Source organism: Pseudomonas sp. NPDC087814 (assembly GCF_044742865.1).
Taxonomy (GTDB): Bacteria; Pseudomonadota; Gammaproteobacteria; order Pseudomonadales; family Pseudomonadaceae; genus Aquipseudomonas.
Genome location: NZ_JBIUVK010000069.1, coordinates 1 through 23,514, shown reverse-complemented (window position 1 = coordinate 23,514; position 23,514 = coordinate 1). Strand labels below are relative to the sequence as shown.

Sequence of the window (23,514 nt, the reverse complement as noted above, 5' to 3'; positions counted from 1 at the left end):
GTGGGGCAAGAGCGTTTTGCTTACTTTTGCGCTGTTCAAAAGTGAGCCGCTGTAAGAGCGGAACCGATATAAGCCATCACCCAAATAACGGATATGCCCCCACCCCCACCATCACCCCTCAGCACTATGCACCACCACCAAAAGCTGCGCCTGAACCTCCCCCACCGACCGAATCCGATGCGGCTTCTGCGCATTGAAATGCAAAGCATCCCCCCGATTCAACACCACCCGCTCACTCATGAAATCCACCTCAACCTGACCTTCATGCACAAACAAAAACTCCTCCCCCAAATGTTCCTTGAAGGTCTTGTCGGTGAACTCCGCCGGCGGGTAAATGATGAACGGCAACAAACTACGCTCACTGACCTGATGCGCCAGCACCGCGTAACCCGGTGACGCATCGGTGCCCGACAACGCCTGCCGTTCGTGGCTGCGCACCAGGCTGTAGCTGTCGAGGCTGACATTGTCCTCGCTGAACAATTCTTCGACCTTCACATTCAACGCCTTGGCCAGTTTCAGCGCCGCCGCAATCGACGGCGTATTCAACCCGCGCTCGACTTTCGACAGGTAACTCTTGGTCATCCCGGATTTTTCCGCGAGCGACTCCAACGTCACACCAAGTTTTTTTCTCAATATTTTCAAACGGATAGACATGCGCAGCGGTTAATCCATTAAGAGGCGATGATGAATACTTGCCAATGACACTTTGTGTCATATAGTCTCTTTAGTGTCATTTGCGACGAACAAGGACACTGATATGGCCAAGACATTAGCACTCCCGAAAGACCAGCTGGTCAAGCAGGCGCTGACCCAGATGCAAAACACCCTGGCGGATAATACGTGGACCGACCGGCAAAAGCTGGCGCTGACCTGCCGGATCCTGTTCGAAAACGGCCACGACTCCGGCCTCGCCGGGCAGATCACCGCCCGTGGCCCGGCACTTGGCACCTACTACACCCAACAACTGGGCCTGGGTTTTGATGAGATCACCGCCAGCAACCTGTTGCTGGTCAACGAAGACCTGGAGGTGCTGGAAGGCCATGGCATGCCCAACCCGGCCAACCGTTTTCACAGCTGGGTGTACCGCGGTCGCCCGGACGTGAACTGCATCATCCACACTCACCCGACCCACATCGCTGCGTTGTCGATGCTGGAAGTGCCGTTGCAGGTGTCCCACATGGACCTCTGCCCGTTGTACGAAGATTGCGCATTCCTCGAAGCCTGGCCCGGGGTGCCGGTGGGCAACGAAGAAGGTGAAATCATCACCGCTGCCCTGGGGGATAAACGCGCGATTATGCTTTCCCACCACGGCCAATTGTCCACTGGGGCGAGCATCGAGGAAGCCTGTGTGATCGCGCAGTTGATCGAGCGCGCGGCCAAGTTGCAGCTGCTGGCGATGGCCGCCGGCACGATCAAGCCGATCCTGCCGGAACTGGGCCGCGAAGCCCATGACTGGATTTCCAAGCCCAAGCGCCACGGCGCCGCGTTCAACTACTACGCTCGGCAGAACCTGCGCCAACACGCCGATTGCCTGAACTGAAACCCTTTTTCGACCGGAGACCTTTCCATGTCCAGCCCTTCTATTCACGGCATTATCGGCTACACCATTACCCCGTTCAGCGCGGACGGCCAGCGCATTGACCTCGACGCCCTGGGCCTTTCGATCGACCGCCTGATCGACAGCGGCGTGCACGCTGTCGCACCGTTGGGCAGCACCGGCGAAGGCGCCTATCTCAGTGATGCAGAGTGGGATGAAGTCGCCGCCTACAGCATCCAGAAGGTGGGCAAGCGTGTGCCGACCATCGTCAGCGTCTCCGACCTGACCACCGCCAAGGCCGTGCGTCGTGCGCAGTTTGCCGAGGCCCACGGCGCGGACGTGGTGATGGTATTGCCGGCCTCGTACTGGAAACTCAGCGAGGCGGAAATCCTCGCCCACTATGCGGCCATTGGCGACAGCATCGGCGTGCCGATCATGCTCTACAACAACCCGGCCACCAGTGGCACCGACATGTCGGTGGACTTGATCCTGCGCATCGTCAACAGCGTCGACAACGTGACCATGGTCAAGGAAAGCACCGGGGATATTCAGCGCATGCACCAATTGCACCGGCGCAGCGAGGGCCAGGTGCCGTTCTACAACGGCTGCAATCCGCTGGCGCTGGAGGCGTTTGCGGCGGGTGCGAAAGGTTGGTGCACGGCGGCGCCGAATCTGATTCCTCAGCTCAACCTGGATTTGTATGAAGCCGTTTTGGCCAATGACCTGGAGAAAGCGCGGGAGCTGTTTTATCGCCAGTTGCCGTTGCTGGATTTCATCCTCAAAGGTGGCTTGCCGGCGACGATCAAGGCCGGTTTGCGGCTGACGGGCCTGGAGTCGGGGGATCCACGGCTGCCGGTGTTCCCGCTGGCTGAGGCAGGCCGTGTTCAGTTGCAAGAACTACTGACCCTGTTGCGCTGAAACGCAATCCAAATGTGGCAGCGGGCTTGCTCGCGAAGGCGGTGGGTCAGTCAATTAATAGGTCGACTGACTCACCGCATTCGCGAGCAAGCCCGCTCCCACATTTAGTCCGCATCCAACCTTGGATTTTCAATAGAGACAAATGACAATAATTCTCGATATCATTCACGACTTTTCCACGTCGTGCTTCGTCAAGAAGGATATCCATGTCTCGTCCCAAGCCCGACCCACTGTCGGCCGATGCCTTTCGCGGGTTTTATGCAGATATCCTGCATTTCCTGCGTAAACGCACGGACAACGCCAGCGACGCGGCAGACATGACCCAGGATGTCTTCACCCAATGGCTGGACTACCGCGACCGGGCTCAGGTCGAGCAGCCACGGGCGTTTCTGTTCCAGATGGCGCGCAATCTGCTGCGCGATCACTGGCGCAAACAAAAGGTGCGGCACACCGTCCACCAGCAACAGGCCGAACTGGATGCCGAACCTGTCAGCGACTCGCGAGACGATCCCATGGCCGCCGCGCAACGCCTGCAACGCCTGGAACAGTTGAAAGAAGTCCTCTCTGAACTCTCGCCGAGAAGACGAGAAGCCCTTATGCTGCACCGCTTCGAAGGCCTGAGCCAGGCGCAGATCGCCGAGCGCATGGGCGTTTCGGTCAGCATGGTGGAAAAGCACATCGCTTTTGCCTTGCTGCATTGCAAGCAGCGACTTCAACAAGAACAGGGCAAGGAGCAGCCAGAATGACCCGTCTGAGCGACATCGACACCTGTGACATCGAGGCCAGCGACTCCATCGATGCCCAGGCCGTCAGCTGGTTTGCGCGCAACCGCAATGACGCCGGTCGCGCCGACCGCAAAGCGTTTGCCGCCTGGCAGTCCGAGCCGGCCCATGCCCGCGCCTATGCGGAATTCGAACAGCTTTGGGCCGACCTGGCCCAGTTGCAGCAACTGAACAAACCGACACCGCTGCCCGTGCGCAAACCACCCGTGTGGCGCCCGGCCCTGGCGGTGGCTGCCGCCCTGGTGTGTGCCGTGCTGACGAGCAACATCGGCGCCCCACGCGAGCTGTTCCACGCCCAGGTCGCGGCCCATGCCAAAGGAATGCGCACCATGCATTTGCCTGACGGCAGCACCTTGTACGTCAACGCCAATACGCGCCTGCGGGTGGACTTCAACAGTCACCAGCGCATCGTGCATCTGGATCAGGGCCAGTTGTATATCGAGGTGGCGCCCGACAAGGAACGACCGCTGTTCGTGCAGGCCGGTGAAGCCAATGTGCGGGTGGTCGGCACCGGCTTCGATGTGCGGCGCAGCAAGCAGCAGTTGGTGGTCAGCGTGGCCCATGGGCAAGTGGCGTTCGATCCGGATGCCAGGCTGCCGGCCACCCTGCTCGGCGCCGATCAGCGCGCTACGTTCAGTTATGCCAAAGGCACGCTGCAGCAGCAAATCCTCACTGCCGGCGAGGTCGCCGATTGGCGCGGCGGCCACGTGTCGTTTCGTAATCGCGAGCTGGCCAGCCTGATGGACGAGTTGAGCCTGTACCGGCCCCAGGCGCCGTTGCTGGTGGACAGCGCGGTGGCGCAACTGAAGGTCTCGGGCAATCTGGACGTGAATGATCCGGACGCCCTGCTCAACGCCCTGCCGGCGCTATTGCCGGTGAAAACCGTGGCCCTGGCCGACGGCAATATCAGGATCGAACCGCGCAAATAGCCCCGCGGAATTCTTATTTGAGAATATTTTGCATTCGCATGTGAGGATTATTTTTCCTGCCGCGTCTTCCTCGGGTCTGCGTTTGATACGCACACCTTTCTGGCCATTTGGCTACTCCGGGGGATTTCATGTTTCGCGCGCCTTGCCACGTTCAGCACCTGTTTCTTCGACCCACCGCCATTGCCGCCTGCCTGGCCTTCAGCCTGAGTGCCCAGGCCGAGTCGTTCAAGCTGCAACTGCCGGCCCAGTCCCTGGCCACGTCCCTGAGCCAGGTGGCGCAGCAGGCGAAAATCCAGCTGCTGTTCGATGAAGCGCTGCTGAAAAATATCCAGGCGCCGGCCCTCAATGGCGACTTCACACCGGAAGTGGCGATTCGCACCCTGCTCAAGGACGGCGAGTTCGTATTGCTCAAGGTCGGCAGCACTTACGTGGTACGCCCCGAAGAGGGCAAGACCACCAACAGCAGCGCGATCCAGCTCGACGCCCTGAGCGTGATCGGCACCGGCAGCGAGGTCGACTCCACCACCGTCGGCCGTTCCACCCTGACCCAGGCGGACATCGACCGATACCAGTCCAACAACATTCCCAGCCTGCTGCAAACCTTGCCCGGCATCAGCCAGGGCGGCTCGCTGAAGCCCGGTGGCCAGACCATCAACATCCGTGGTTTCGGCGACGCCGAAGACGTGCCGCTGACCGTCGATGGCGCCACCAAAAGCGGTTTTGAGCGCTACCAGCAGGGCACTGTGTTTATCGAGCCCGAGCTGATCAAGAGCATCGAAGTGGAGAAAGGCCCCAACTCGCCCTTCAGCGGCAATGGCGGCTTTGGCGGTACGGTCAACATGACCACCAAGGATGCCCCGGACCTGCTCAAGGACGGGCGCAACAGCGGTGCCATGCTCAAATACGGCTACTCCAGCAACGACCATGAGCAGGTCTACAGCAGTGCCGTTTACGGGCGTACCGATGACGGCCGCTTCGATGCGCTGGCCTACCTGACCCAGCGCGACGGCGGCGACATGAAGCTGGCCGCCACCCTGCCCAACGACAACAACCAGTACCCGATCAACCCCAAGCGCCTGCCCAACAGCGCCCAGAATGTGGACGGCAAACTGTTCAAGTTCAATGCTCACTTCACCGATGAGCAAAGCCTGGGTCTGTCGTATTCGCGCTCCAACAGCCAGCGCTGGACGCCCTTCTCTGCCGCCAGCTACCCGACGCCGCCGACCCAGGCCAACATCGACCGCTATGGCTACGAAGCCGCGCTGAAACGCTTCCTGGCCAACCGCAATACCGTCGACACCACCTGGTCCGGCAAGTACGAATACCAGCCGATGAATAACCCGCTGGTGGACTTGACCATCAAGTACTCCGAATCCAATACCGACCAGACCGACGAGCGCGACGCCACGGCGTTTTTCCAGTTGGCCACCGGCGGGCGCAAGATGGACACCTCCTATAACGACAAGAACCTCGACGTACGCAACGTCAGCCTGTTTTCCACCGGTGCGTTGCAGCACGCGGTGACCACCGGTGTGCAAATCCGCAAGCACACCCGGGAAACCGAAATGTGGATGCCCGGCGCCACCTACAACACCCCGAAATACAACTACGGGCACTTCCAGCCGGGCTTCATGCCCCATGGCAAGGTCGACACCAACAGCTTCTTTATCCAGGACGCGGTGACGCTGGGCGATGTGACCATTACCCCGTCGATGCGCTATGACCATGTGCGCAACCGCGGCGAGGCCAACGACGCGCCGTACTACAGCAACCCGGACCCGGCCATCGGCCATGACTACAGCGACCGCACTTACACCGGCTGGTCGCCACGCCTGGCGGCGTACTGGACCATCACCCCGAACGTGGCGATGTTCGCCAACTGGAGCCGCACCTGGCGTGCGCCAGTGATCGACGAGCAGTATGAAGTCCAGGGCCTGGGCAGCCGCACCGCCACCAGCCTGGACCTGGACCCGGAGCGCATCACCTCCATCACCCTGGGCAACGTCACCAGTTTCGCCGACGTGTTCGCCCACGGCGACAACCTGCAACTGCGTACCACGCTGTTCCACAACAAGGTCGAGGACGAAATCTTCAAGGCCACAGGCGTGGGCTGCCAGAACCAGGCGGTCAACGGCGGGACGATTTCCAGCGCCTGCCCGCCGGGCGCGATGTCCAACTACCGCAACATCGGCGGCATGACCATCAAGGGTTTCGAGGCCGAGAGTTTCTATGACTCCACCTACGTGTTCGGCTCGGTATCGTTCGCCTACACCACCGGTAAACATGAAGGCGCCTACACCAACCCGTGGGGGCCGGACGTCTGGGCGCGGGACATTCCGCCAACCAAATGGGTGGTGGTGCTCGGCACCAAGATCCCGAGCCTGGATATGCGGGTAGGCTGGCAAGGGCAGTTCATCGGCGCCACCAGCCGCCTGCCGAGCGACAAGTATTCCGGCGGCCCGGGCACCAGCATCGGCGACCTGTTCTACGACCAGTACGGCAACAAGCGCTACAACACCCAGGGCCTCTTCGCCAGCTGGAAGCCGCAACAGGCTTACCTCAAGGGTACCGAGGTGAACTTCACCGTAGACAACCTGTTCAACAACAACTTCCGACCGGCCCTGAGCGGCGACCGCGCCTACACCAAGGGCCGGGATGCGAAGATCAGTGTGACGCGGTTCTTCTGACCCCACCTAATCAATGTGGGAGCGGGCTTGCTCGCGAAAGCGCTGGATCAGTCGGTACATGAGTTACCTGACACACCGCCTTCGCGAGCAAGCCCGCTCCCACATTCAGATCTTCTGCGCGCCATTTCTTGTATTCACAAGGCTGAGCTCTGGGGCGTGAACCCGCTGCTTGCTCAAATACCGCGTGCAACTCACCCGCAAGAACGAAGCAAAATTCACCACTTCGCCGCGGTAATCCATCACTTCTTCATACAGCTTGGCGATCAGTTGATTGGTGGTCATGCCATCCACCTCGGCGATCTCGCTGAGGATGTCCCAGAACTGGTTTTCCAGGCGCACGGTGGTCACCACGCCGCAGATGCGCAGGGAGCGCGAGCGGGATTCGTACAGAATCGGGTCGGCCTTGACGTACAGTTCGCACATGGCGATGACCTCCGCTTTACAGGGTGATTTTGGTGCCCAGCAGGCCGAGGAAACCCGCGAGCCAGCTTGGGTGCGCCGGCCACGCCGGGGCCGTCACCAGATTGCCTTGAACGTGGCTGTCGGTCACCGGGATATCGATGAACGTACCGCCCGCCAGTCGTACCTCCGGCCCGCACGCCGGGTAGGCGCTGCACTCTCGGCCTTCCAGGATCCCGGCAGCCGCCAGCAGTTGAGCGCCATGGCACACGGCAGCGATGGGTTTGCCAGCCTGATCGAAATCCTTGACCAGTTGCAGGACCTTTTCGTTCAGCCGCAGGTACTCAGGGGCACGGCCACCCGGCACCAGCAGCGCGTCGTAGTCGGCGGCGTTCACCTTGGCAAAATCCGCATTCAGGGCGAACAGGTGCCCGGGCTTTTCGCTGTAGGTCTGGTCGCCTTCGAAGTCGTGGATCGCCGTGCGCACGGTCTGGCTGGCAGCCTTGTCAGGGCACACCGCGTGCACGGTATGCCCCACCATCAGCAGCGCCTGGAACGGCACCATCACTTCATAGTCTTCGACGTAATCGCCGACCAGCATCAGGATTTTTTTCGCGGCCATGGGACATTCCTCCGGTTGAACGGTTGGGCAGATAGGAGTAGCCAAGATAGACCTGTGCCGATGAGCCGGGTAATGGCCCGCTACTACATCATTGCGGACCAGCCCTCTGTAGGAGCGAGCTTGCTCGCGAAGCACGTTAACGATAACGCGGGTAACCAGACAGCCCGCGACGCTCTCAGGTTTTTCGCGAGCAAGCTCGCTCCTACACAAACTGTACGGTCCAATCTGCACCCAGCTGTAAGCGCGCGTTTGCGGGGCTTTGTGGCTAGATGAACATCCACTTCCGGCCCATTCGATTCTGGTTCCTTCCATGAGCTCCCGCGAAAATACCGGCATGGCCCTCGGCCTGCTGGGCGTCGTCATCTTCAGCCTCACCCTGCCCTTCACCCGTATCGTGGTGCAGGAAATCCACCCGTTGCTCAATGGCCTGGGCCGGGCGTTGTTCGCGGCGGTGCCGGCGGCGGCGTTGTTGCTGTGGCGCCGTGAGCGCTGGCCCACCTGGCGCCAGGTGCGCGGGCTGACGCTGGTGATTGCCGGGGTAATCCTGGGTTTCCCGGTGTTGTCGGCCTGGGCCATGCAAACCTTGCCCGCGTCCCATGGCGCGCTGGTCAACGGGTTGCAGCCGCTGTGCGTGGCGCTGTATGCGGCGTGGCTGTCCCATGAACGTCCGTCGAAGGCCTTCTGGGCCTGCGCGGCGCTGGGCAGTGCGCTGGTGCTGAGTTATGCGTTGATCACCGGGGCCGGCAGCATCCAGGCGGGCGACCTGTTGATGCTCGGCGCGATTGCCGTGGGTGGCCTGGGTTATGCCGAAGGCGGCCGGTTGGCCAAGGAGATGGGCGGCTGGCAGGTAATCTGCTGGGCGCTGGTGCTGTCGACGCCGGTATTGATCGGGCCGGTGGCCTACCTGGCGCTGCAACACGAAGGGCCGATTTCCATGCGCACCTGGTGGGCGTTTGGTTATGTCTCGTTGTTTTCGCAGTTCCTGGGGTTCTTTGCGTGGTACGCCGGGCTCGCCATGGGTGGCATCGCCCGGGTCAGCCAGATTCAGCTGTTGCAGATCTTTTTCACCATCGCGTTTTCGGCGCTGTTTTTTGGTGAACACATCGAGCCGATTACCTGGCTGTTTGCCTGCGGGGTGATTGTGACGGTGATGTTGGGGCGCAAGACCAGCGTGAAGCCTGCGCCAGCTCCCAAGGCTAGCGCGATCTAATGTGGGAGCGGGCTTGCTCGCGAATGCGGTGGGTCAGTTGATACATCAGGTGACTGACACACCGCTTTCGCGAGCAAGCCCGCTCCCACATTTTTGATTTGCGTCGTACTCAGGCGAGGTAACCTTCCGACCGCAGCAGGGTTTCCAGGCAATGTTCGGTGATGTTGTAGAACGCCTTGAGCTCCTGGATTTTCTCCAGGAGTTGAGCGTTGTCCACCGGCTCGGCACGCTTCACGGCCAGGATCATCTTGTTCTTGTTGGTGTGCTCCAACGAGATGAACTCAAACACCTTGGTCTCATAGCCGCACGCTTCAAGGAACAACGCGCGCAAACTGTCGGTGACCATTTCCGCCTGCTGGCCCAGGTGCAGGCCGTATTGCAGCATCGGCTTGAGCAGCGCCGGGCTCTGGATCTGCAGGCGAATCTGCTTGTGGCAGCACGGCGAGCACATGATGATCGACGCACCGGAGCGGATGCCGGTGTGAATCGCGTAGTCGGTGGCGATGTCGCAGGCATGCAGGGCGATCATCACGTCCAGCTCGCTGGGCGCGACGCTGCGCACATCCCCGCACTTGAACACCAGCCCCGGGTGGTCCAGGCGGGCGGCGGCGTTGTTGCACAGGGTCACCATGTCTTCGCGCAGCTCCACGCCGGTGACTTCGCCCTCGGCGTTGAGGGTGTTGCGCAGGTAGTCGTGGATGGCAAACGTCAGGTAACCCTTGCCCGAACCAAAGTCCGCGACCCGCACCGGCTGGTCCAGCTTCAGCGGCGAGGTGGTCAGCGCATGGCTGAACACTTCGATGAATTTGTTGATCTGCTTCCACTTGCGCGACATCGCCGGGATCAGCTCGTGTTTGGCGTTGGTCACGCCAAGGTCGGCGAGAAAGGGCCGGGTCAGGTCCAGGAAGCGATTCTTCTCGCGGTTGTGCTCGGCAGACGGCGCTTCGCGCAGTTGCTGCGGCTTGCTTTTGAACAGTGAGCTTTTGTTCTTCTTGCTGTATTCCAGCTGGGCTTCGTCGGTCACCGACAGCAGGTGCGCATTCTTGAACGCCGCCGGCAACAATTCGGCAATTGCCGCCACGCCGTCGGCCAGGGAGAAGTTCTTGGTGATGTCGCGGGTCTTGTAGCGATAGACGAAGGACAGGCAAGGCTGATCCTTGACCGTCAGCTGCTTGATGATCAGCTTCTGAAGATCAGGCTCGGTGCCGACGTACTTGGCCAGCACCAGCTTGATAAAGGCGTTTTGCTCAAGGCTCGCGCTCAGCAGTTCGAGGAACTGCGCGTGATGATCCGGCGCGGGGCTGGCAGGTTTAGCGGTGGCAGACATGAACAAAAACGCCTCGGGCAGGGAATGCCGGGAATTTTACACTACTCCAACACCACCAACCGATTCGGCAGCTCATTGCGTGCGTGGGTCACCGGTACGTGCTCCCTGAGCAATTCCCCGCAAGCCTCAATACACGCCACAAACCCGGCCAACGTCTGGCCTTGCTTCACCTGGCGGGTGAAGTCCTTGACGATCGCATCCCAACTGCTGTCATCCAGGCGACTGGAAATCCCCTTGTCCACCAGGATTTCCACATACCGCTCGGCCTCACTGACAAAAATCAGCACCCCGGTGCTGCCCAGCGTGTGGTGCAGGTGCTGCTCGAGAAACTGCCGCCGTGCCAGGTTGGACGCGCGCCAATGGCGCACCGAGCGCGGGATCAGTCGCGTGGTGACCCTGGGCAAACGGAACACCAGGCACAGCACGACGAAAGTGCCCCACTGCGCCAGCAGCAAGGTGTACATGGTCAACCAGCCCGACAGGTAGTGGATGATCCCCGGCACCACCAGCGCCAGCAGGCTGGCCCACAACAGCGGGATGTAGGCGTAGTCGTCGGCGCGGGCCGCGAGCACGGTCACCAGTTCGGCGTCGGTCTGTTGCTCGACCCGGGCGATCGCCTCGGCGACCTGGCGTTGCTCGTGTTGACTCAGTAATGCCATGGTTGTTGATGCTCTCTAGTTATTGTCATTACCAGCCGCCCGAGGCGCCACCGCCGCCAAAACCACCGCCGCCGCCCCTGAAGCCACCACCGCCACCGCCTCCCCCGCCGCCACGACCGCTGCTGCTAAGAATCGCCAGCAGGATAGCGCCAACGGGCAGGCCCATGCGATTGCACAGCCACAACACTGCCAGCAACAGGATGAACAGGCCAATGGAAATGCCCGGGTTTTGCTTGGCGAAGTTGGCCTCGGACACATGCGCCGGTACGGCCAGCGGATCGCCGCCCACCACCTGCAGCATCGCCGCCACGCCGTCGCTGATGCCCTTGCTGTAGTTGCCCGCCTTGAACGCCGGGGCGATCACCTGGTTGATGATCACCCAGGACTGCGCATCCGTGAGCACGCCTTCCAGGCCATAACCCACTTCGATGCGAATCTTGTGCTCATCCCGGGCGACGATCAGCAGGGCGCCGTTGTCCTTGCCCTTCTGGCCGATGCCCCAGGCGCGGCCCAGTTGATAACCGAAGTCTTCAATGGGCACGCCTTGCAGGTCGGGCACGGTGACCACCACGATCTGGTCGCCGCTGGTCTGCTCCAGCGCCTGCAACTGCTGGGTCAGCTGCGCACGCACGGCCGGGTCGATCATCTGGGCGTTGTCCACCACCCGTCCGGTCAGGGCCGGGAAATTCAGGGCGGCCTGGGCGGTCAGGCTGAAGGCCAGCAGCACCGCCGCCATCAGCCAAGCGCGCTTGCCCATCAGAATTTCACTTGCGGCGCTTTATCGGCATCGGCACTCGTGGCCTCGAAGTTGGCGCGGACCGGCAAGTCGCTGTACATCACGCTGTGCCACAGGCGGCCAGGGAAGGTGCGGATCTCGGTGTTGTAGGCCTGCACTGCCTGGATAAAGTCGCGGCGGGCCACGGCGATGCGATTTTCGGTGCCTTCAAGCTGCGATTGCAGGGCCAGGAAGTTCTGGTTGGCCTTCAGGTCCGGGTAGCGCTCGGACACCACCATCAAACGGCTGAGTGCACCGCTCAAACCGTCCTGGGCTTGCTGGAACTGCTTGAGTTTCTCGGGATTGTCGAGGGTGCTGGCGTCCACCTGGATCGAGGTGGCCTTGGCCCGCGCTTCGATCACGGCCGTCAGGGTGTCCTGTTCATGGGCGGCGTAGCCCTTGACCACTTCCACCAGGTTGGGGATCAGGTCGGCGCGCCGCTGGTACTGGTTCTGCACCTGGGCCCAGGCCGCCTTGGCCTGTTCGTCCAGGGTCGGGATCTTGTTGATGCCGCAACCGCTCAGCACGGTGCTCACCAGTATCAATGCCACGGCCTTCCAGCCCCAACGGTAACCTTGTGCTGCTTGCATGGTGTTTCTCCTGCCAAACCTATGAAATTTACCGACTGACGCGTTAGCCACGGGCTTAGGGCATAATCCGCCACCACCCACTGGATTGCATCGTGCCAATCAGCTAAAAGATGCCCAGCGCCAATAAGAGTTCAGAAGTGTGCGGTATTTATCTGAACAACACCCGAACAACAATAGACGCTCTCCGGTCCCAAGGCTGCGAGAAAGGATTTTCATGAAGAAGCTGTGTTTGCTGGGCCTTGTTGTCAGTTTGGCCACTCATTCCGTATTAGCCGAAACAAAGCCCGCAGTGCTCAAGGATAAGGACGCCTTCGTCAGTGACCTGCTCAAGCAGATGACCCTTGATGAGAAGATCGGCCAATTGCGCCTGATCAGCATCGGCCCCGAAATGCCCCGCGAACTGATCCGCAAGGAAATCGCCGCCGGTCGCATCGGCGGCACCTTCAATTCGATAACCCGCCCGGAAAACCGTCCGATGCAGGACGCAGCCATGCGCAGCCGGTTGAAGATCCCGATGTTCTTCGCCTACGACGTGATCCACGGCCACCGCACGATATTCCCCATCAGCCTGGCCCTGGCATCCAGCTGGGACATGGACGCCATCGGCCACTCCGGGCGCATCGCCGCCCAGGAAGCTGCCGCCGACAGCCTCGACATCACCTTCGCGCCAATGGTCGACATCTCCCGCGACCCGCGCTGGGGCCGTACCTCCGAAGGCTTTGGCGAAGACACCTACCTGACCTCGCGCATTGCCGAAGTGATGGTCAAGGCCTTCCAGGGCAGCAGCCCGGCCAAGGCCGACAGCATCATGGCCAGCGTCAAGCACTTCGCCCTGTATGGCGCGGTGGAAGGCGGTCGCGACTACAACGTGGTCGACATGAGCCCGGTCAAGATGTACCAGGACTACCTGCCGCCCTACCACGCCGCCATCAAGGCCGGCGCCGGTGGCGTGATGGTTGCGCTGAACTCGATCAACGGCGTACCCGCCACCGCCAACACCTGGCTGATGAACGACCTGCTGCGCAAGGACTGGGGCTTCAAGGGCCTGGCCGTGAGCGACCACGGTGCGATCTTCGAGCTGATCAAGCACGGCGTGGCCAAGGACGGGCGTGAAGCCGCCAAGCTGGCGATCAAGGCCGGCATCGACATGAGCATGAACGACTCGCTCTACGGCAAGGAATTGCCCGGCCTGCTGAAGTCCGGCGAGATCGAACAGAGCGACATCGACAACGCCGTGCGCGAAGTGCTCGGCGCCAAGTACGACATGGGCCTGTTCGCCGACCCGTACCTGCGCATCGGCAAGGCCGAGGATGACCCGGCCGACACCTACGCCGAAAGCCGCCTGCATCGCGCCGACGCACGTGACGTGGCGCGCCGCAGCCAGGTGCTGCTGAAAAACCGGAACAACACCCTGCCGCTGAAAAAGGACGCGACCATCGCCCTGGTCGGCCCGCTGGCCAAGGCGCCGATCGACATGATGGGCAGCTGGGCCGCTGCCGGTAAACCCGCGCAATCGGTGACCCTGCTGGACGGCATGAACGCCGTGATCGGCGACAAGGGCAAGGTGATCTATGCCCGTGGCGCCAATATCACCAACGACAAGAAAGTCGTCGACTACCTCAACTTCCTGAACTTCGATGCCCCGGAAGTTGTGGATGACCCGCGCTCGTCCCAGGACATGATCGACGAAGCCGTCAAGGCCGCCAAAGGCGCCGATGTGGTCGTGGCCGCCGTGGGCGAGTCCCGTGGCATGTCCCACGAATCGTCGAGCCGCACCGACCTGAACATCCCGCAGAGCCAGCGCGACCTGATCAAGGCTTTGAAAGCCACCGGCAAACCGCTGGTGCTGGTGTTGATGAACGGCCGTCCGCTGTCGATTGTCGAGGAGAACGAACAGGCTGACGCAATCCTGGAAACCTGGTTCGCCGGCACCGAAGGCGGCAACGCTATCGCTGACGTGCTGTTCGGTGACTACAACCCGTCGGGCAAGCTGCCGATCACCTTCCCGCGTTCGGTGGGGCAGATTCCGACCTACTACAACCACCTGAGCATTGGCCGGCCGTTCACTCCGGGCAAGCCGGGCAACTACACCTCGCAGTACTTCGATGACACCACCGGGCCGCTGTTTCCGTTCGGTTACGGCTTGAGCTACACCAGTTTCAGCCTGTCGGACATGGCGCTGTCGTCCACCACCCTGAACAAGACCGGCAAGCTCGACGCCACCGTGGTGGTGAAAAACACCGGCAAGGTCGATGGCGAAACCGTGGTGCAGCTGTATATCCAGGACGTGGCCGGCTCGATGATCCGCCCGGTGAAGGAATTGAAGAACTTCCAGAAGATCATGCTCAAGGCGGGCGAAGAGCGCGCGGTGCACTTCACCATCACCGAGGAAGACTTGAAGTTCTACAACACCCAGCTGAAGTTTGCGGCTGAGCCGGGCGAGTTCAATGTGCAGATCGGGTTGGATTCGCAGGATGTGAAGCAGCAGAGCTTCGAACTGCTCTAACTGAGCGTTCCCACGCTCCGCGTGGGAACGCAGCCCGGGACGCTCCGCGTCCCAACGCTTGACGCAGAGCGTCACAAGAGGCATTCCCACGCGGAGCGTGGGAACGATCTAAAATGTGGGAGCGGGCTTGCTCCCACATTTGATTGGGGTATTCTGGCTTATCCGCGGCGGTCCAGCAGGTTGACCACCAACCGATCAATCCACCCCCACACCCGCTGCTTCACCCGCCGCCACAACGGCCGCGACTGCCATGCCTCAAGGCTCACCGCCTGGCTCAGGGCAAAATCCCGCTCGAAACTCGCCACCACTGCCAACGTCAATTCCGGGTCCAACGCTTCCAGGTTCGCTTCCAGGTTGAAGCGCAGATTCCAGTGGTCGAAGTTGCACGAGCCAATGCTCACCCAATCATCCACCAGCACCATTTTCAAGTGCAGGAAGCACGGCTGGTATTCAAAGATCTGCACCCCGGATTTGAGCAAACGCGGGTAGTAACGGTGCCCGGCATACCGCACCGACGGGTGATCGGTACGTGGCCCGGTCAACAGCAAACGCACATCCACCCCGCGCCCCGCCGCCCGGCGCAGGGCACGCCGTACGCTCCAGGTCGGCAGGAAATACGGCGTGGCCAGCCAGATACGCTGGTGGCCGCTGTTCAGCGCACGGATCAGTGACTGCAAGATATCGCGATGCTGGCGGGCGTCGGCATAGGCCACACGCCCCAGCCCCGGTCCTGTCGCTGGCACCTTGGGCAAGCGTGGCAGGCCAAAATGCGTGGCCGGTTTCCAGGCTCTACGATCGTCGTTCGCCAGCCACTGACGGTCGAACAACGCCTGCCAATCCAGCACCAGCGGGCCACGAATCTGCACCATCACTTCGTGCCAGTCGGCGGTGTCTTCCCCGGGCGTCCAGAATTCATCCGTCACGCCGGTGCCGCCAACCACGGCGATGGTCTGGTCGATCAACAACAGCTTGCGGTGGTCCCGATAGAGGTTGCGCATCCAGCGGCGCCAGCTCAGGCGGTTGTAGAATCGCAGGTCCACCCCGGCATCGATCAACCGCCGACGCAGGCCCAGGGTAAACGCCAGGCTGCCGTAGTCATCGAACAGGCAACGTACGCGCACGCCACGTTCGGCGGCCGCCACCAGGGCCTGAACCATCGCCTCGGCACACGCGCCCGCCTCCACCAGATACAGCTCCAGCGCCACCTGTTGCTCAGCCTGGGCGATACCTTCCAGCATGCGTGGGAAGAAACTCGGGCCGTCGACCATCAGCTCGAAACGGTTGGCGCTGCGCCACGGGAACACTGCGCCGCTCATGTCAGCGCGCCGTGAAAATCAGTACCGCACCCACCGGCACCGACAGGCTGATCTGCGACAGCCCGGCGGCCTTGCGCAATGCGGCTACCCCCGGCAGCAAATCGAAATCCTCGGCGTGCACCACCAATGGCTCCAGGGTGACCACCTGGAAGCGTCGGTCATCCAGGCGGGTCGCCAGCAATTCGGTGCTGTAGGCCTGGGTCTTGCCGTGCAGGGTCACCGACAGCGGCAGGCGCAGCTCGTATTGCGCGCCGGGGGCCAGGTCGTTGATCGGTTGCAGGTTGATCTGCGCATTGATCACCGCGTCCGGGAAGGTCTTGATCTCGAACAGCTCATTGCGCATGCGCTCGTCGCGCAGCGGGATGCCGCTGTTGATCGACTCCAGTTCGACTTCCAGCTGCGCCGCGCCTTTGCTGTCGACCTTGCCATGCAGCACCAGGAAGCGCTGCACTTCGGCGATGTCGGTGTTCTTGGTGGTGACGAACGACAGGCGCGAGGACTCGTTGTCCAGGTACCAGTCGGCGTGGGCAGGCACGGCGGCAGCGGCCAGCAGCAGGAAGGCCATGGGTTTGAACAGGGACATAAAGACTCGTGGGGCAAAAAACCTGGGCGAACAGTAACAAAGACCTCCTGTAGGAGCGAGCTTGCTCGCGAAGGTTGCCAACGATGACGCGGGCATTCTGAATGAACGCGGTGCCTGTGAGTTCTTCGCGAGCAAGCTCGCTCCTACGGGGGAACGGTGGTCAGGCCAACGCCTGCTGCACATCGCGAATCGTCGACTCCAGGCTGGCCAGGTGCAGGCTCAGCACCCGTTCCACCGGTGCCTGATCCATCGGCCAATGCAGCGCCATGCTGCCCACCAACCGGCCATTGGCCCGCACCGGCAAGGCCACCGCGCGAATCAGGAACGGCAGGCGCACCGGGTATTCCCAGTAGCCTTCGGTGCGTTGGCCAAACCCCTGGTGCTGGGATTGTTCACACGCCCGGTATTGATCGTCTTCCGCCACATGCTCACGGCCTGCCAGGCGCTGCACTTCATCCGCCGACAATTGCGCCAGGCACGCCTTGCCCATGGCCGAATGAAACAGGCTGGCGTGCTGGCCGACGATCTGGCAATTGTTCGGGTAGAGCTTGCGCAGCACCGTGGGGATCGCGCTTTCCATCACTTCCAGGCGCTCGCCGTCGAAGCTCGACAGGTCCACCACCAGGCCGGTGCGCTCGCTGAGGTCCAGCAGCCACGGCGCGGCGCTTTCCACCAGTTGGCGCTTGAAGCGTTGCTGGGTGTCGCCGAACAACCGTCTGGCCCGCAGGCGGTAACGCCGGTCGCTGAGCCCACGATAGATCCAGCCCTGTTCCTGCAAGGTCAGCAGCATCCGCGAGACCGTGGCCTTGGGCAGGTGAGTCAGGTAATGCAACTCTTCCAGCCCCAGCGCCTGATGCTCGCCGAGCAATTCGATGATCGCCAGTGCCCGCCCTACTGAGCGTACGGTTCCCGTCTCGGCGTCGCTGCCCATGTGTCGATCTCCTTGATGCCGATGGATGATCTGATTTCACAGCAAGATACAGGCCCGTCGCGGCTCAACCGGTCGCCGAGAGGCAAGCGGGCGGTCGCCGCTGCACCCAGCGGGTCAGTTGTTCGTGGGCGTACGCCAGTTGCAACACCGCCCTGTCCGCCTGGGCCGGGCCGATGATCTGCAGGCCCATGGGCAAGCCCTGGGGGTTGAAACCCACCGGCACGTTCATGCTCGGCAGGCCGGCCAGTGTGGGGCCGATCACCACTTCCATCCAGCGGTGGTAGGTGTCCATCTCGCGCCCTGCGACGAGGCGTGGCCAGGCTTGTTGTGCATCGAAAGGGAACACTTGGGCGGTGGGCAGCAACAGGAAATCGTAACGTTCGAACAGTTTGCCCAGGGCGCGGTACCAGTCGCTGCGGTTGATCGAAGCCTGGTAAACGTCCGCCGCACTCAGTTGCAATCCGCCCTGCACTTCCCATTGCGCCTCCGGCTTGAGCAGTGCGCGCTTTTGCGGGTCGGCGTAGGCCGCGCCGAGGGAGCCCTGGATCAGCCAATGGCGGTGCACCAGCCAGGTCTGCCACAGGCGTTCCAGAGAAAATTCCGGTTGGCAGTGCTCGACCTCGCAACCCAGCGCAGCGAAGTCCTTGAGGGCCGATTCGCACAGGCTCATCACGCCGTCTTCCATCGGCAGGTAACCGTTGTAATCCCCGAGCCAGCCCAGGCGTGCACCCTTGAAGTCGCGCTGCAGTGGCTCACCCAACACCGCCGGATCCTCCTTGAGCGACAGCGGCACCCGAGGGTCGTAGCCGGCCTGCACACTCAGCAGCCGCGCCACATCCGCCACGCTGCGACCCATCGGGCCTTCCGTGGCCAGTTGCTGGACGAACAGCTCCGGCGCCGGCCCGTGAGGCACCCGCCCCTGGGACGGACGCAGGCCAAATACGTTATTGAACGCCCCCGGGTTTCGCAGCGAGCCCATCATGTCGCTGCCATCCGCTACCGGCAGCATGCGCAATGCCAGCGCCACCGCCGCGCCGCCGCTGCTGCCACCGGCCACCAGGCGCGGGTCATAGGCGTTGCCGGTGGTACCGAACACGCTGTTGTAGGTCTGCGAGCCCAGGCCAAATTCCGGCACGTTGGTCTTGCCGATGATGATCGCGCCGCTGGCCCGTACCCGCGCCACGCTGATCGCATCTTCTTGAGGAACATGCTCGGCGAACAGCGGCGAACCGAGGGTGGTGCGCAGGCCCTGGGTCGCCGCCAGGTCCTTGATGGCCTGGGGCATGCCGTGCATCCAGCCACGGGATTGGCCTTGGTCCAACTCGCGATCACGCTGCGCCGCTTCGGCCAGCACGTCCTCATGGGAGCGCAGCGAGACCAGCGCATTCACCGTCGGGTTGAAGCGTTCGACCTGGGCCAGATACGCCTGCATCACTTCATGGCAGGACACCTGCCGCGCATGGATCGCCCGAGACAGTTCGATGGCATCCAGTTCAACAATACTCAAGGTTTCACCTCGCTGGAAAACGGCGCCGGTCGTTTCGCCCGTGGCGCCTCATGCATGCAGTAAGTGCCCAGCAGCGTCAGGACGCAAGCGAACAGCACATAAAATGCCGGGGCTACCGGCGTGCCCAGCACCTTGCTGAGCCAGGTGACGATCAACGGCGCAAAGCCCCCGAATACCATCACCGCCACGTTGTAAGCCACCGACACCCCGGTGGAGCGTACTTCGATGGGAAACTGCTCGGCCAGGGCCGTCGGCGCCGGGCCGAAAAAGCCGCCGATGGCAGTGCACAACATCACCTGCATCACCAGCAAACGCTCGATGGACGGTGCCGCCGCGACCCACACATACAGCGGGTACACCATCACAAAAAACGCCAGGGTGAACGCCATCAATACCGGACGCCGACCGAACCGATCCGACAGCAGGCCGGACAGCGGAATCACCACGGTCATCAGCGCCACCGCGAACATCTGCACCATCAACACCTGGTCCAACGGCAGGCCGAGGTTCTTGTGGGCAAAGGTCGGCATGTTCACCAGCACCACGTAGAACGACACCGTTGCACCACAGGCCAGGCCCATCGATACCAAGATGCTGCGGCGGTGGTCGCGGATGACGTCCATCAAGCTCGGCGCCGCACCCTTGGCCTGTTTGCGTGCCTCGATAAATTCCTCGGGGTCTTCCATGTGCCGGCGGATCCACAAGCCCACGGGACCGATCAGCAAGCCGAAGATGAACGGCAGGCGCCAGCCCCAGACTTCAAGGGTTTGCGGCTCGAAGAAGTGCGTGACCAACGCCACCATCGCCGCGCCGCCGAACACCGCCAGGCACTGCCCCACCAACTGCCACGAACCGTACAACCCCTTGCGATGGGCCGGCGCGCTTTCCACCAGGAACGCCGTGGCACTGGCGTATTCGCCGCCGGTGGCAAAGCCCTGGAGCATGCGTGCAACCACGATCAGCATCGGCGCGCCCATGCCGATCGCGGCGTAGCTGGGAGCGAAAGCGATCAAGGCGATGGAGACGGTCATCAGCCGGATGATCAACTGCATCGCGGCCTTGCGGCCTTTACGGTCCGAATACATGCCCAGCAGAATCCCGCCCACCGGGCGCATGAAGAAGCCGACGCCAAAGGTGGCCAGGGCCATCAGCAGCGAGGCGTATTCATCCTCCGACGGGAAAAATTGCCGGGCGATGATGCTGGCGAGAAAGCCGTAGACGATGAAGTCATACCATTCCAGCGCATTGCCGATCACCGCCGCCACCACTTGGCGGGTGCGGGGTACACCTTGTTTTGAAGCCTGCATGGGAACACTCCATTCAACCAGTCGGAAAAGGGTCCAGCGGCAGAAAAAAGAGGTCGTCAGGCGGGCTTGAGCCAGCTCTCGGCCAGCGCGCCCCAGTAGGCGGCGCCGGTCAACAGGATGTCGTCGTTGAAGTCATAGGCGGGGTTGTGGACCATCGGCCGCGACACGCCGTTGCCGATAAACAGGTAGCTGCCGGGGCAGCGTTGCAGCATCCAGGCGAAGTCTTCGCTGCCCATCAGCTTGGTGGTGTTGCCGTCGACGGCATCTTCACCCAGCAGGGCGACGCCGACCTGGCGGGCGAATTCGGTTTCTTCGGGATGGTTGACCAGCACCGGATAGGCCGGGCGATGTTCGATCTGCGCGGTGCAGCCGAAGCTCGCGGCCTGGGTCAGGATGATCGCCTTGACCCGCTCCAGCATCAGTTCACGCACGCTTGCATCCAGGGCACGCAGGCTCAAACGCAACAGTGCTTGCTGGGGAATCACGTTGGCCGCCTGGCCCGCTTGCAGGGCACCGACGGTCACCACGGCGGCTTCCTGGGCATTGATATTGCGCGCCACCACGGTCTGCAATGCCATGACCATACTGGCGGCGGCCACCAGCGGGTCGACCGTCAGGTGCGGCATGGAGCCATGGCCACCGACGCCTTCGAGGGTCACGGTGAGCAGGTCCTGGGAGGCCATCATCGGTCCAACGCGCAGGCCCAGATGGCCGGCGGGCAAGCCCGGCATGTTGTGCATGCCGAACAATGCGTCGCAGGGAAACCGCTCCAGCAAGCCGTCGGCGAGCATGGCTTCGGCGCCGCCCTGGCCTTCTTCGGCGGGCTGGAAAATCAGGTTCAGGGTGCCGTCGAATTGACGGGTCGCGGCCAGGTAACGCGCGGCGCCCAGCAGCATGGTGGTGTGGCCGTCATGACCGCAGGCATGCATGCAGCCGGCGTGTTGGCTGCTGTAGCTGGCGCCGGTGTTTTCGATGATCGGCAACGCGTCCATGTCGGCGCGGATACCGAGCTTGCGCGAGCTGCTGCCATTGCGCAGCACACCCACCACGCCGGTCTGGCCGATGCCGGTGTGGACTTCGTAGCCCCAGTTACGCAGCGATTGCGCCACGAGGGCGGAGGTGCGGTTTTCTTCAAAACCCAGTTCGGGGTGGGCGTGAATGTCCTGACGCACGGCGTGCAGGTCGCTGGCGACATCGCTCAGCCAATCCAGAATGTGCTGGTGTGGGCTCATGGTGATTCTCCTCGCAGGCGGGTGTTCCCGTTCTTTTTCGTTGCACACCGCCAGATAACCGCGATGTGCGCAGGAGGACAATCAAAGGTGGTTCCACCCTGTGGAACCTCAGCCCCACCTGTGGCTGCATTAGGGCAAGAGGCGGCAGCCCTCGCGCTGGCCCAGCCATTGGGCACTGTGGGCGCGGCCCAGGCCGCTGGCGGTCACGAGGTGTTTTTCAGGGTTGTCGGTGAAGGCGCTGGTGGGCACGTATTGCTTCACATAACCCTGGCAATAATCAGCGGGATTACCCTCCACATATCGGCAGGAGCAGTACTCCTTGGCGGTGTAGGCCGCGATGATGTCGGGGAAGGCTTGCAGGTTGACCCGCTCGTGCCAGACCCAGCCGAGCAACACGAGTAACAGCAGGATCAACAGACTGACGAAGGGATGACGGCGGATCATGGTTGCACCGCTGCAAGGACGCGCTTGAGGAGTTCGTTGTGGCGATAGCTGCCGTCGCGGTCGTCACCGTAGCGCACGATGACCAGCTGTTTTTCGGGCATCACGTAGAGCGCCTGCCCCCAGTGGCCGAGGGCGGCGAAGGTGTCGGCGGGCGCGTCCGGCCAGGGTCTGGCGGCACCCTGCACTTCGCGGTTGAGCCACCATTGGCCGCCCGGAACGGCTTCGTCCTGGCCCGCCTTGTACTTGTCGAACGGTTGGCGATTGAACGCGACCCACTCCTTGGGCAGCAATTGTTGCTCGCCCCAACGGCCGTCGCGCTGCATCAGCAGGCCGACGCGGGCCAGGTCGCGGGCGGTGAGGTAGGCATATGAGGACGCGACGAAGGTTTCCTCGGCATCGCTTTCCCAGGTGGCGTTGTGGATGCCCAGTGGCTGGAACAGGGCGGTCCATGGGTAGTCGACGTAGGCCTTGTGGCCGAGCATGCCCTTGAGGGTGGCGGACAGGATATTGCTGTCGCCACTGGAGTAGCGGAATGCCTGGCCGGGGGCGCTGGAGGTCGCGGTGTCGGCGGCGAACTCGGCCATGTCGTGGTGGCCGCGGGTGTAGAGCATGGCGACCACCGAAGATTTCAGCGGGGCGTATTCGTAGTCTTCCTGCCAGTCGAGGCCAGAGGCCCAGTGCAGCAGGTCGGCCATGGTCACGCCGGGGTGTTGTTTCATCGGCGGGTAAAAGCGCGCGGCGGGGTCGGTGAGTTTGAAGCGGTTTTCGCCGAAGGCCACGCCGAGCACGGTGGCCATCAGGCTTTTGCTGATGGACCAGGTCAGGTGCGGGGTGCTGGCGGTGGTGGGGGCGGCGTAGCGTTCGTAGATGATCTGGCCGTCGCGGATGACCAGCAAGGCGTCGGTGCGGACGCCTTTGCGGGTGGTGTCATCGCGGGGTGGGAAGGCGTAGTCGTCCAGGGCTTGGGCGGCCGGGCCGGTTAGCGGTTGGCCTTGGGACCAATCCTTCTGCGGCCAGGTTTCGGCGTGGGCCGTCAGGGTGAACAGCAGCGCGGCGTAGAGCAGGCCTTTGAACATGGACTTGGGACTCGTGGGGCGTTCGAGCCCGCGAGCCTAGCCCAGGGGGATGACGGTTTTGTTACGGACCCTGGGGTGAGTACATATCCGTTATTTGGGTGATGGCTGATATGGGTTCCGCTCTTACAGCGGCTCACTTTTGAACAGCGCAAAAGTAAGCAAAACGCTCTTGCCCCA

General features: G+C 62.3%; 21 protein-coding genes and 1 pseudogene. 7 read left to right on the top strand and 15 right to left on the bottom strand.

What is annotated here, in order from left to right; genetic code table 11:
- Positions 1–111: 111 nt before the first annotated feature.
- Positions 112–654: a helix-turn-helix domain-containing protein gene (locus tag ACIOMR_RS29055; protein ID WP_003209127.1), complete on the bottom strand. Its 543-nt coding sequence runs from the start codon at positions 652–654 to the stop codon at positions 112–114.
- Positions 655–757: 103 nt separating this feature from the next.
- Between ACIOMR_RS29055 and ACIOMR_RS29050 the strand changes: the two genes are divergently transcribed.
- From ACIOMR_RS29050 to ACIOMR_RS29030, 5 genes are all read left to right on the top strand, one after another.
- Entirely contained in the window at positions 758–1,540 is a 783-nt protein-coding gene (locus ACIOMR_RS29050; protein ID WP_401197837.1) for an aldolase, read from the top strand.
- Positions 1,541–1,567: 27 nt separating this feature from the next.
- Positions 1,568–2,455: a dihydrodipicolinate synthase family protein gene (locus ACIOMR_RS29045; protein ID WP_102368275.1), complete on the top strand. Its 888-nt coding sequence runs from the start codon at positions 1,568–1,570 to the stop codon at positions 2,453–2,455.
- Positions 2,456–2,661: 206 nt separating this feature from the next.
- Positions 2,662–3,201, top strand: a complete 540-nt coding sequence (locus ACIOMR_RS29040; protein WP_087692632.1) for an RNA polymerase sigma factor — start codon at positions 2,662–2,664, stop codon at positions 3,199–3,201.
- Positions 3,198–4,166, top strand: coding sequence for a FecR family protein (locus ACIOMR_RS29035; protein WP_401197832.1), 969 nt, complete (start codon positions 3,198–3,200; stop codon positions 4,164–4,166). The genes ACIOMR_RS29040 and ACIOMR_RS29035 overlap by 4 nt, the downstream gene beginning before the upstream one ends.
- Positions 4,167–4,294: 128 nt before the next feature.
- The gene (locus ACIOMR_RS29030; protein WP_134325865.1) at positions 4,295–6,853 is read left to right on the top strand and encodes a TonB-dependent receptor; all 2,559 of its coding nucleotides are present in this window, start codon (positions 4,295–4,297) and stop codon (positions 6,851–6,853) included.
- 105 nt (positions 6,854–6,958) lie between these two features.
- On the opposite strand, the gene ACIOMR_RS29025 is transcribed toward ACIOMR_RS29030, so the two are convergent.
- Positions 6,959–7,276 (bottom strand): ribbon-helix-helix domain-containing protein, encoded by a 318-nt coding sequence (locus ACIOMR_RS29025; protein WP_003209138.1) that lies wholly within the window; start codon positions 7,274–7,276, stop codon positions 6,959–6,961.
- A 16-nt stretch (positions 7,277–7,292) separates the two neighbouring features.
- On the bottom strand, positions 7,293–7,874 hold the full coding sequence (locus tag ACIOMR_RS29020; protein ID WP_178966397.1) for a DJ-1/PfpI family protein: 582 nt from the start codon (positions 7,872–7,874) through the stop codon (positions 7,293–7,295).
- A 310-nt stretch (positions 7,875–8,184) separates the two neighbouring features.
- On the opposite strand from ACIOMR_RS29020, the pseudogene ACIOMR_RS29015 reads away from it, so the two are divergent.
- Positions 8,185–9,181, top strand: a pseudogene (locus ACIOMR_RS29015) (DMT family transporter).
- Positions 9,182–9,193: 12 nt separating this feature from the next.
- Here the strand turns inward: ACIOMR_RS29015 and ACIOMR_RS29010 are convergent.
- The 4 genes from ACIOMR_RS29010 to ACIOMR_RS28995 are packed head-to-tail and all read right to left on the bottom strand — an operon-like array spanning position 9,194 to position 12,435.
- Complete coding sequence (locus ACIOMR_RS29010) at positions 9,194–10,411, bottom strand: SAM-dependent methyltransferase (protein WP_177021123.1); 1,218 nt, start codon at positions 10,409–10,411, stop codon at positions 9,194–9,196.
- A 41-nt stretch (positions 10,412–10,452) separates the two neighbouring features.
- Positions 10,453–11,070 (bottom strand): TPM domain-containing protein, encoded by a 618-nt coding sequence (locus tag ACIOMR_RS29005; protein WP_003209147.1) that lies wholly within the window; start codon positions 11,068–11,070, stop codon positions 10,453–10,455.
- A 28-nt stretch (positions 11,071–11,098) separates the two neighbouring features.
- A complete protein-coding gene (locus ACIOMR_RS29000; RefSeq protein WP_003209148.1) occupies positions 11,099–11,827 on the bottom strand; it encodes a YgcG family protein in 729 nt (242 codons plus the stop codon).
- The gene (locus ACIOMR_RS28995; RefSeq protein WP_003209150.1) at positions 11,827–12,435 is read right to left on the bottom strand and encodes a LemA family protein; all 609 of its coding nucleotides are present in this window, start codon (positions 12,433–12,435) and stop codon (positions 11,827–11,829) included. Before ACIOMR_RS28995 ends, ACIOMR_RS29000 begins: the two co-directional genes overlap by 1 nt.
- A 214-nt stretch (positions 12,436–12,649) precedes the next feature.
- Here ACIOMR_RS28995 and bglX point away from each other — a divergent pair, with 214 nt between their 5' ends.
- The gene (gene bglX, locus ACIOMR_RS28990; protein ID WP_008430891.1) at positions 12,650–14,941 is read left to right on the top strand and encodes a beta-glucosidase BglX; all 2,292 of its coding nucleotides are present in this window, start codon (positions 12,650–12,652) and stop codon (positions 14,939–14,941) included.
- Between the two features lie 158 nt (positions 14,942–15,099).
- Here the strand turns inward: bglX and ACIOMR_RS28985 are convergent, their stop codons facing one another.
- From ACIOMR_RS28985 to ACIOMR_RS28950, 8 genes are all read right to left on the bottom strand, one after another.
- Positions 15,100–16,257 (bottom strand): phosphatidylserine/phosphatidylglycerophosphate/cardiolipin synthase family protein, encoded by a 1,158-nt coding sequence (locus ACIOMR_RS28985; protein ID WP_003209153.1) that lies wholly within the window; start codon positions 16,255–16,257, stop codon positions 15,100–15,102.
- A gap of 1 nt (position 16,258) precedes the next feature.
- Positions 16,259–16,840 (bottom strand): YceI family protein, encoded by a 582-nt coding sequence (locus tag ACIOMR_RS28980; protein ID WP_102606428.1) that lies wholly within the window; start codon positions 16,838–16,840, stop codon positions 16,259–16,261.
- 160 nt (positions 16,841–17,000) lie between these two features.
- Positions 17,001–17,771: a helix-turn-helix domain-containing protein gene (locus ACIOMR_RS28975; RefSeq protein WP_003209157.1), complete on the bottom strand. Its 771-nt coding sequence runs from the start codon at positions 17,769–17,771 to the stop codon at positions 17,001–17,003.
- A 64-nt stretch (positions 17,772–17,835) separates the two neighbouring features.
- A complete protein-coding gene (locus tag ACIOMR_RS28970) occupies positions 17,836–19,278 on the bottom strand; it encodes an amidase (protein ID WP_177021128.1) in 1,443 nt (480 codons plus the stop codon).
- The gene (locus tag ACIOMR_RS28965; protein ID WP_214499279.1) at positions 19,275–20,585 is read right to left on the bottom strand and encodes a citrate-proton symporter; all 1,311 of its coding nucleotides are present in this window, start codon (positions 20,583–20,585) and stop codon (positions 19,275–19,277) included. Before ACIOMR_RS28965 ends, ACIOMR_RS28970 begins: the two co-directional genes overlap by 4 nt.
- 56 nt (positions 20,586–20,641) lie before the next feature.
- Positions 20,642–21,817, bottom strand: coding sequence for a M20 aminoacylase family protein (locus ACIOMR_RS28960; RefSeq protein WP_401197821.1), 1,176 nt, complete (start codon positions 21,815–21,817; stop codon positions 20,642–20,644).
- A gap of 129 nt (positions 21,818–21,946) precedes the next feature.
- Positions 21,947–22,261: an amidase gene (locus tag ACIOMR_RS28955; protein WP_177021695.1), complete on the bottom strand. Its 315-nt coding sequence runs from the start codon at positions 22,259–22,261 to the stop codon at positions 21,947–21,949.
- A complete protein-coding gene (locus tag ACIOMR_RS28950; RefSeq protein WP_177021131.1) occupies positions 22,258–23,337 on the bottom strand; it encodes a serine hydrolase in 1,080 nt (359 codons plus the stop codon). The genes ACIOMR_RS28955 and ACIOMR_RS28950 overlap by 4 nt, the downstream gene beginning before the upstream one ends.
- Positions 23,338–23,514: the final 177 nt, after the last annotated feature.

What these genes read in the sequence shown, in the direction of transcription:
- ACIOMR_RS29055 (WP_003209127.1), bottom strand. Translation starts at nt 654, where the DNA reads ATGTCTATCCGTTTGAAAATATTGAGAAAAAAACTTGGTGTGACGTTG.
- ACIOMR_RS29050 (WP_401197837.1), top strand. Translation starts at nt 758, where the DNA reads ATGGCCAAGACATTAGCACTCCCGAAAGACCAGCTGGTCAAGCAGGCG.
- ACIOMR_RS29045 (WP_102368275.1), top strand. Translation starts at nt 1,568, where the DNA reads ATGTCCAGCCCTTCTATTCACGGCATTATCGGCTACACCATTACCCCG.
- ACIOMR_RS29040 (WP_087692632.1), top strand. Translation starts at nt 2,662, where the DNA reads ATGTCTCGTCCCAAGCCCGACCCACTGTCGGCCGATGCCTTTCGCGGG.
- ACIOMR_RS29035 (WP_401197832.1), top strand. Translation starts at nt 3,198, where the DNA reads ATGACCCGTCTGAGCGACATCGACACCTGTGACATCGAGGCCAGCGAC.
- ACIOMR_RS29030 (WP_134325865.1), top strand. Translation starts at nt 4,295, where the DNA reads ATGTTTCGCGCGCCTTGCCACGTTCAGCACCTGTTTCTTCGACCCACC.
- ACIOMR_RS29025 (WP_003209138.1), bottom strand. Translation starts at nt 7,276, where the DNA reads ATGTGCGAACTGTACGTCAAGGCCGACCCGATTCTGTACGAATCCCGC.
- ACIOMR_RS29020 (WP_178966397.1), bottom strand. Translation starts at nt 7,874, where the DNA reads ATGGCCGCGAAAAAAATCCTGATGCTGGTCGGCGATTACGTCGAAGAC.
- ACIOMR_RS29010 (WP_177021123.1), bottom strand. Translation starts at nt 10,411, where the DNA reads ATGTCTGCCACCGCTAAACCTGCCAGCCCCGCGCCGGATCATCACGCG.
- ACIOMR_RS29005 (WP_003209147.1), bottom strand. Translation starts at nt 11,070, where the DNA reads ATGGCATTACTGAGTCAACACGAGCAACGCCAGGTCGCCGAGGCGATC.
- ACIOMR_RS29000 (WP_003209148.1), bottom strand. Translation starts at nt 11,827, where the DNA reads ATGGGCAAGCGCGCTTGGCTGATGGCGGCGGTGCTGCTGGCCTTCAGC.
- ACIOMR_RS28995 (WP_003209150.1), bottom strand. Translation starts at nt 12,435, where the DNA reads ATGCAAGCAGCACAAGGTTACCGTTGGGGCTGGAAGGCCGTGGCATTG.
- bglX (WP_008430891.1), top strand. Translation starts at nt 12,650, where the DNA reads ATGAAGAAGCTGTGTTTGCTGGGCCTTGTTGTCAGTTTGGCCACTCAT.
- ACIOMR_RS28985 (WP_003209153.1), bottom strand. Translation starts at nt 16,257, where the DNA reads ATGAGCGGCGCAGTGTTCCCGTGGCGCAGCGCCAACCGTTTCGAGCTG.
- ACIOMR_RS28980 (WP_102606428.1), bottom strand. Translation starts at nt 16,840, where the DNA reads ATGTCCCTGTTCAAACCCATGGCCTTCCTGCTGCTGGCCGCTGCCGCC.
- ACIOMR_RS28975 (WP_003209157.1), bottom strand. Translation starts at nt 17,771, where the DNA reads ATGGGCAGCGACGCCGAGACGGGAACCGTACGCTCAGTAGGGCGGGCA.
- ACIOMR_RS28965 (WP_214499279.1), bottom strand. Translation starts at nt 20,585, where the DNA reads ATGCAGGCTTCAAAACAAGGTGTACCCCGCACCCGCCAAGTGGTGGCG.
- ACIOMR_RS28960 (WP_401197821.1), bottom strand. Translation starts at nt 21,817, where the DNA reads ATGAGCCCACACCAGCACATTCTGGATTGGCTGAGCGATGTCGCCAGC.
- ACIOMR_RS28955 (WP_177021695.1), bottom strand. Translation starts at nt 22,261, where the DNA reads ATGATCCGCCGTCATCCCTTCGTCAGTCTGTTGATCCTGCTGTTACTC.
- ACIOMR_RS28950 (WP_177021131.1), bottom strand. Translation starts at nt 23,337, where the DNA reads ATGTTCAAAGGCCTGCTCTACGCCGCGCTGCTGTTCACCCTGACGGCC.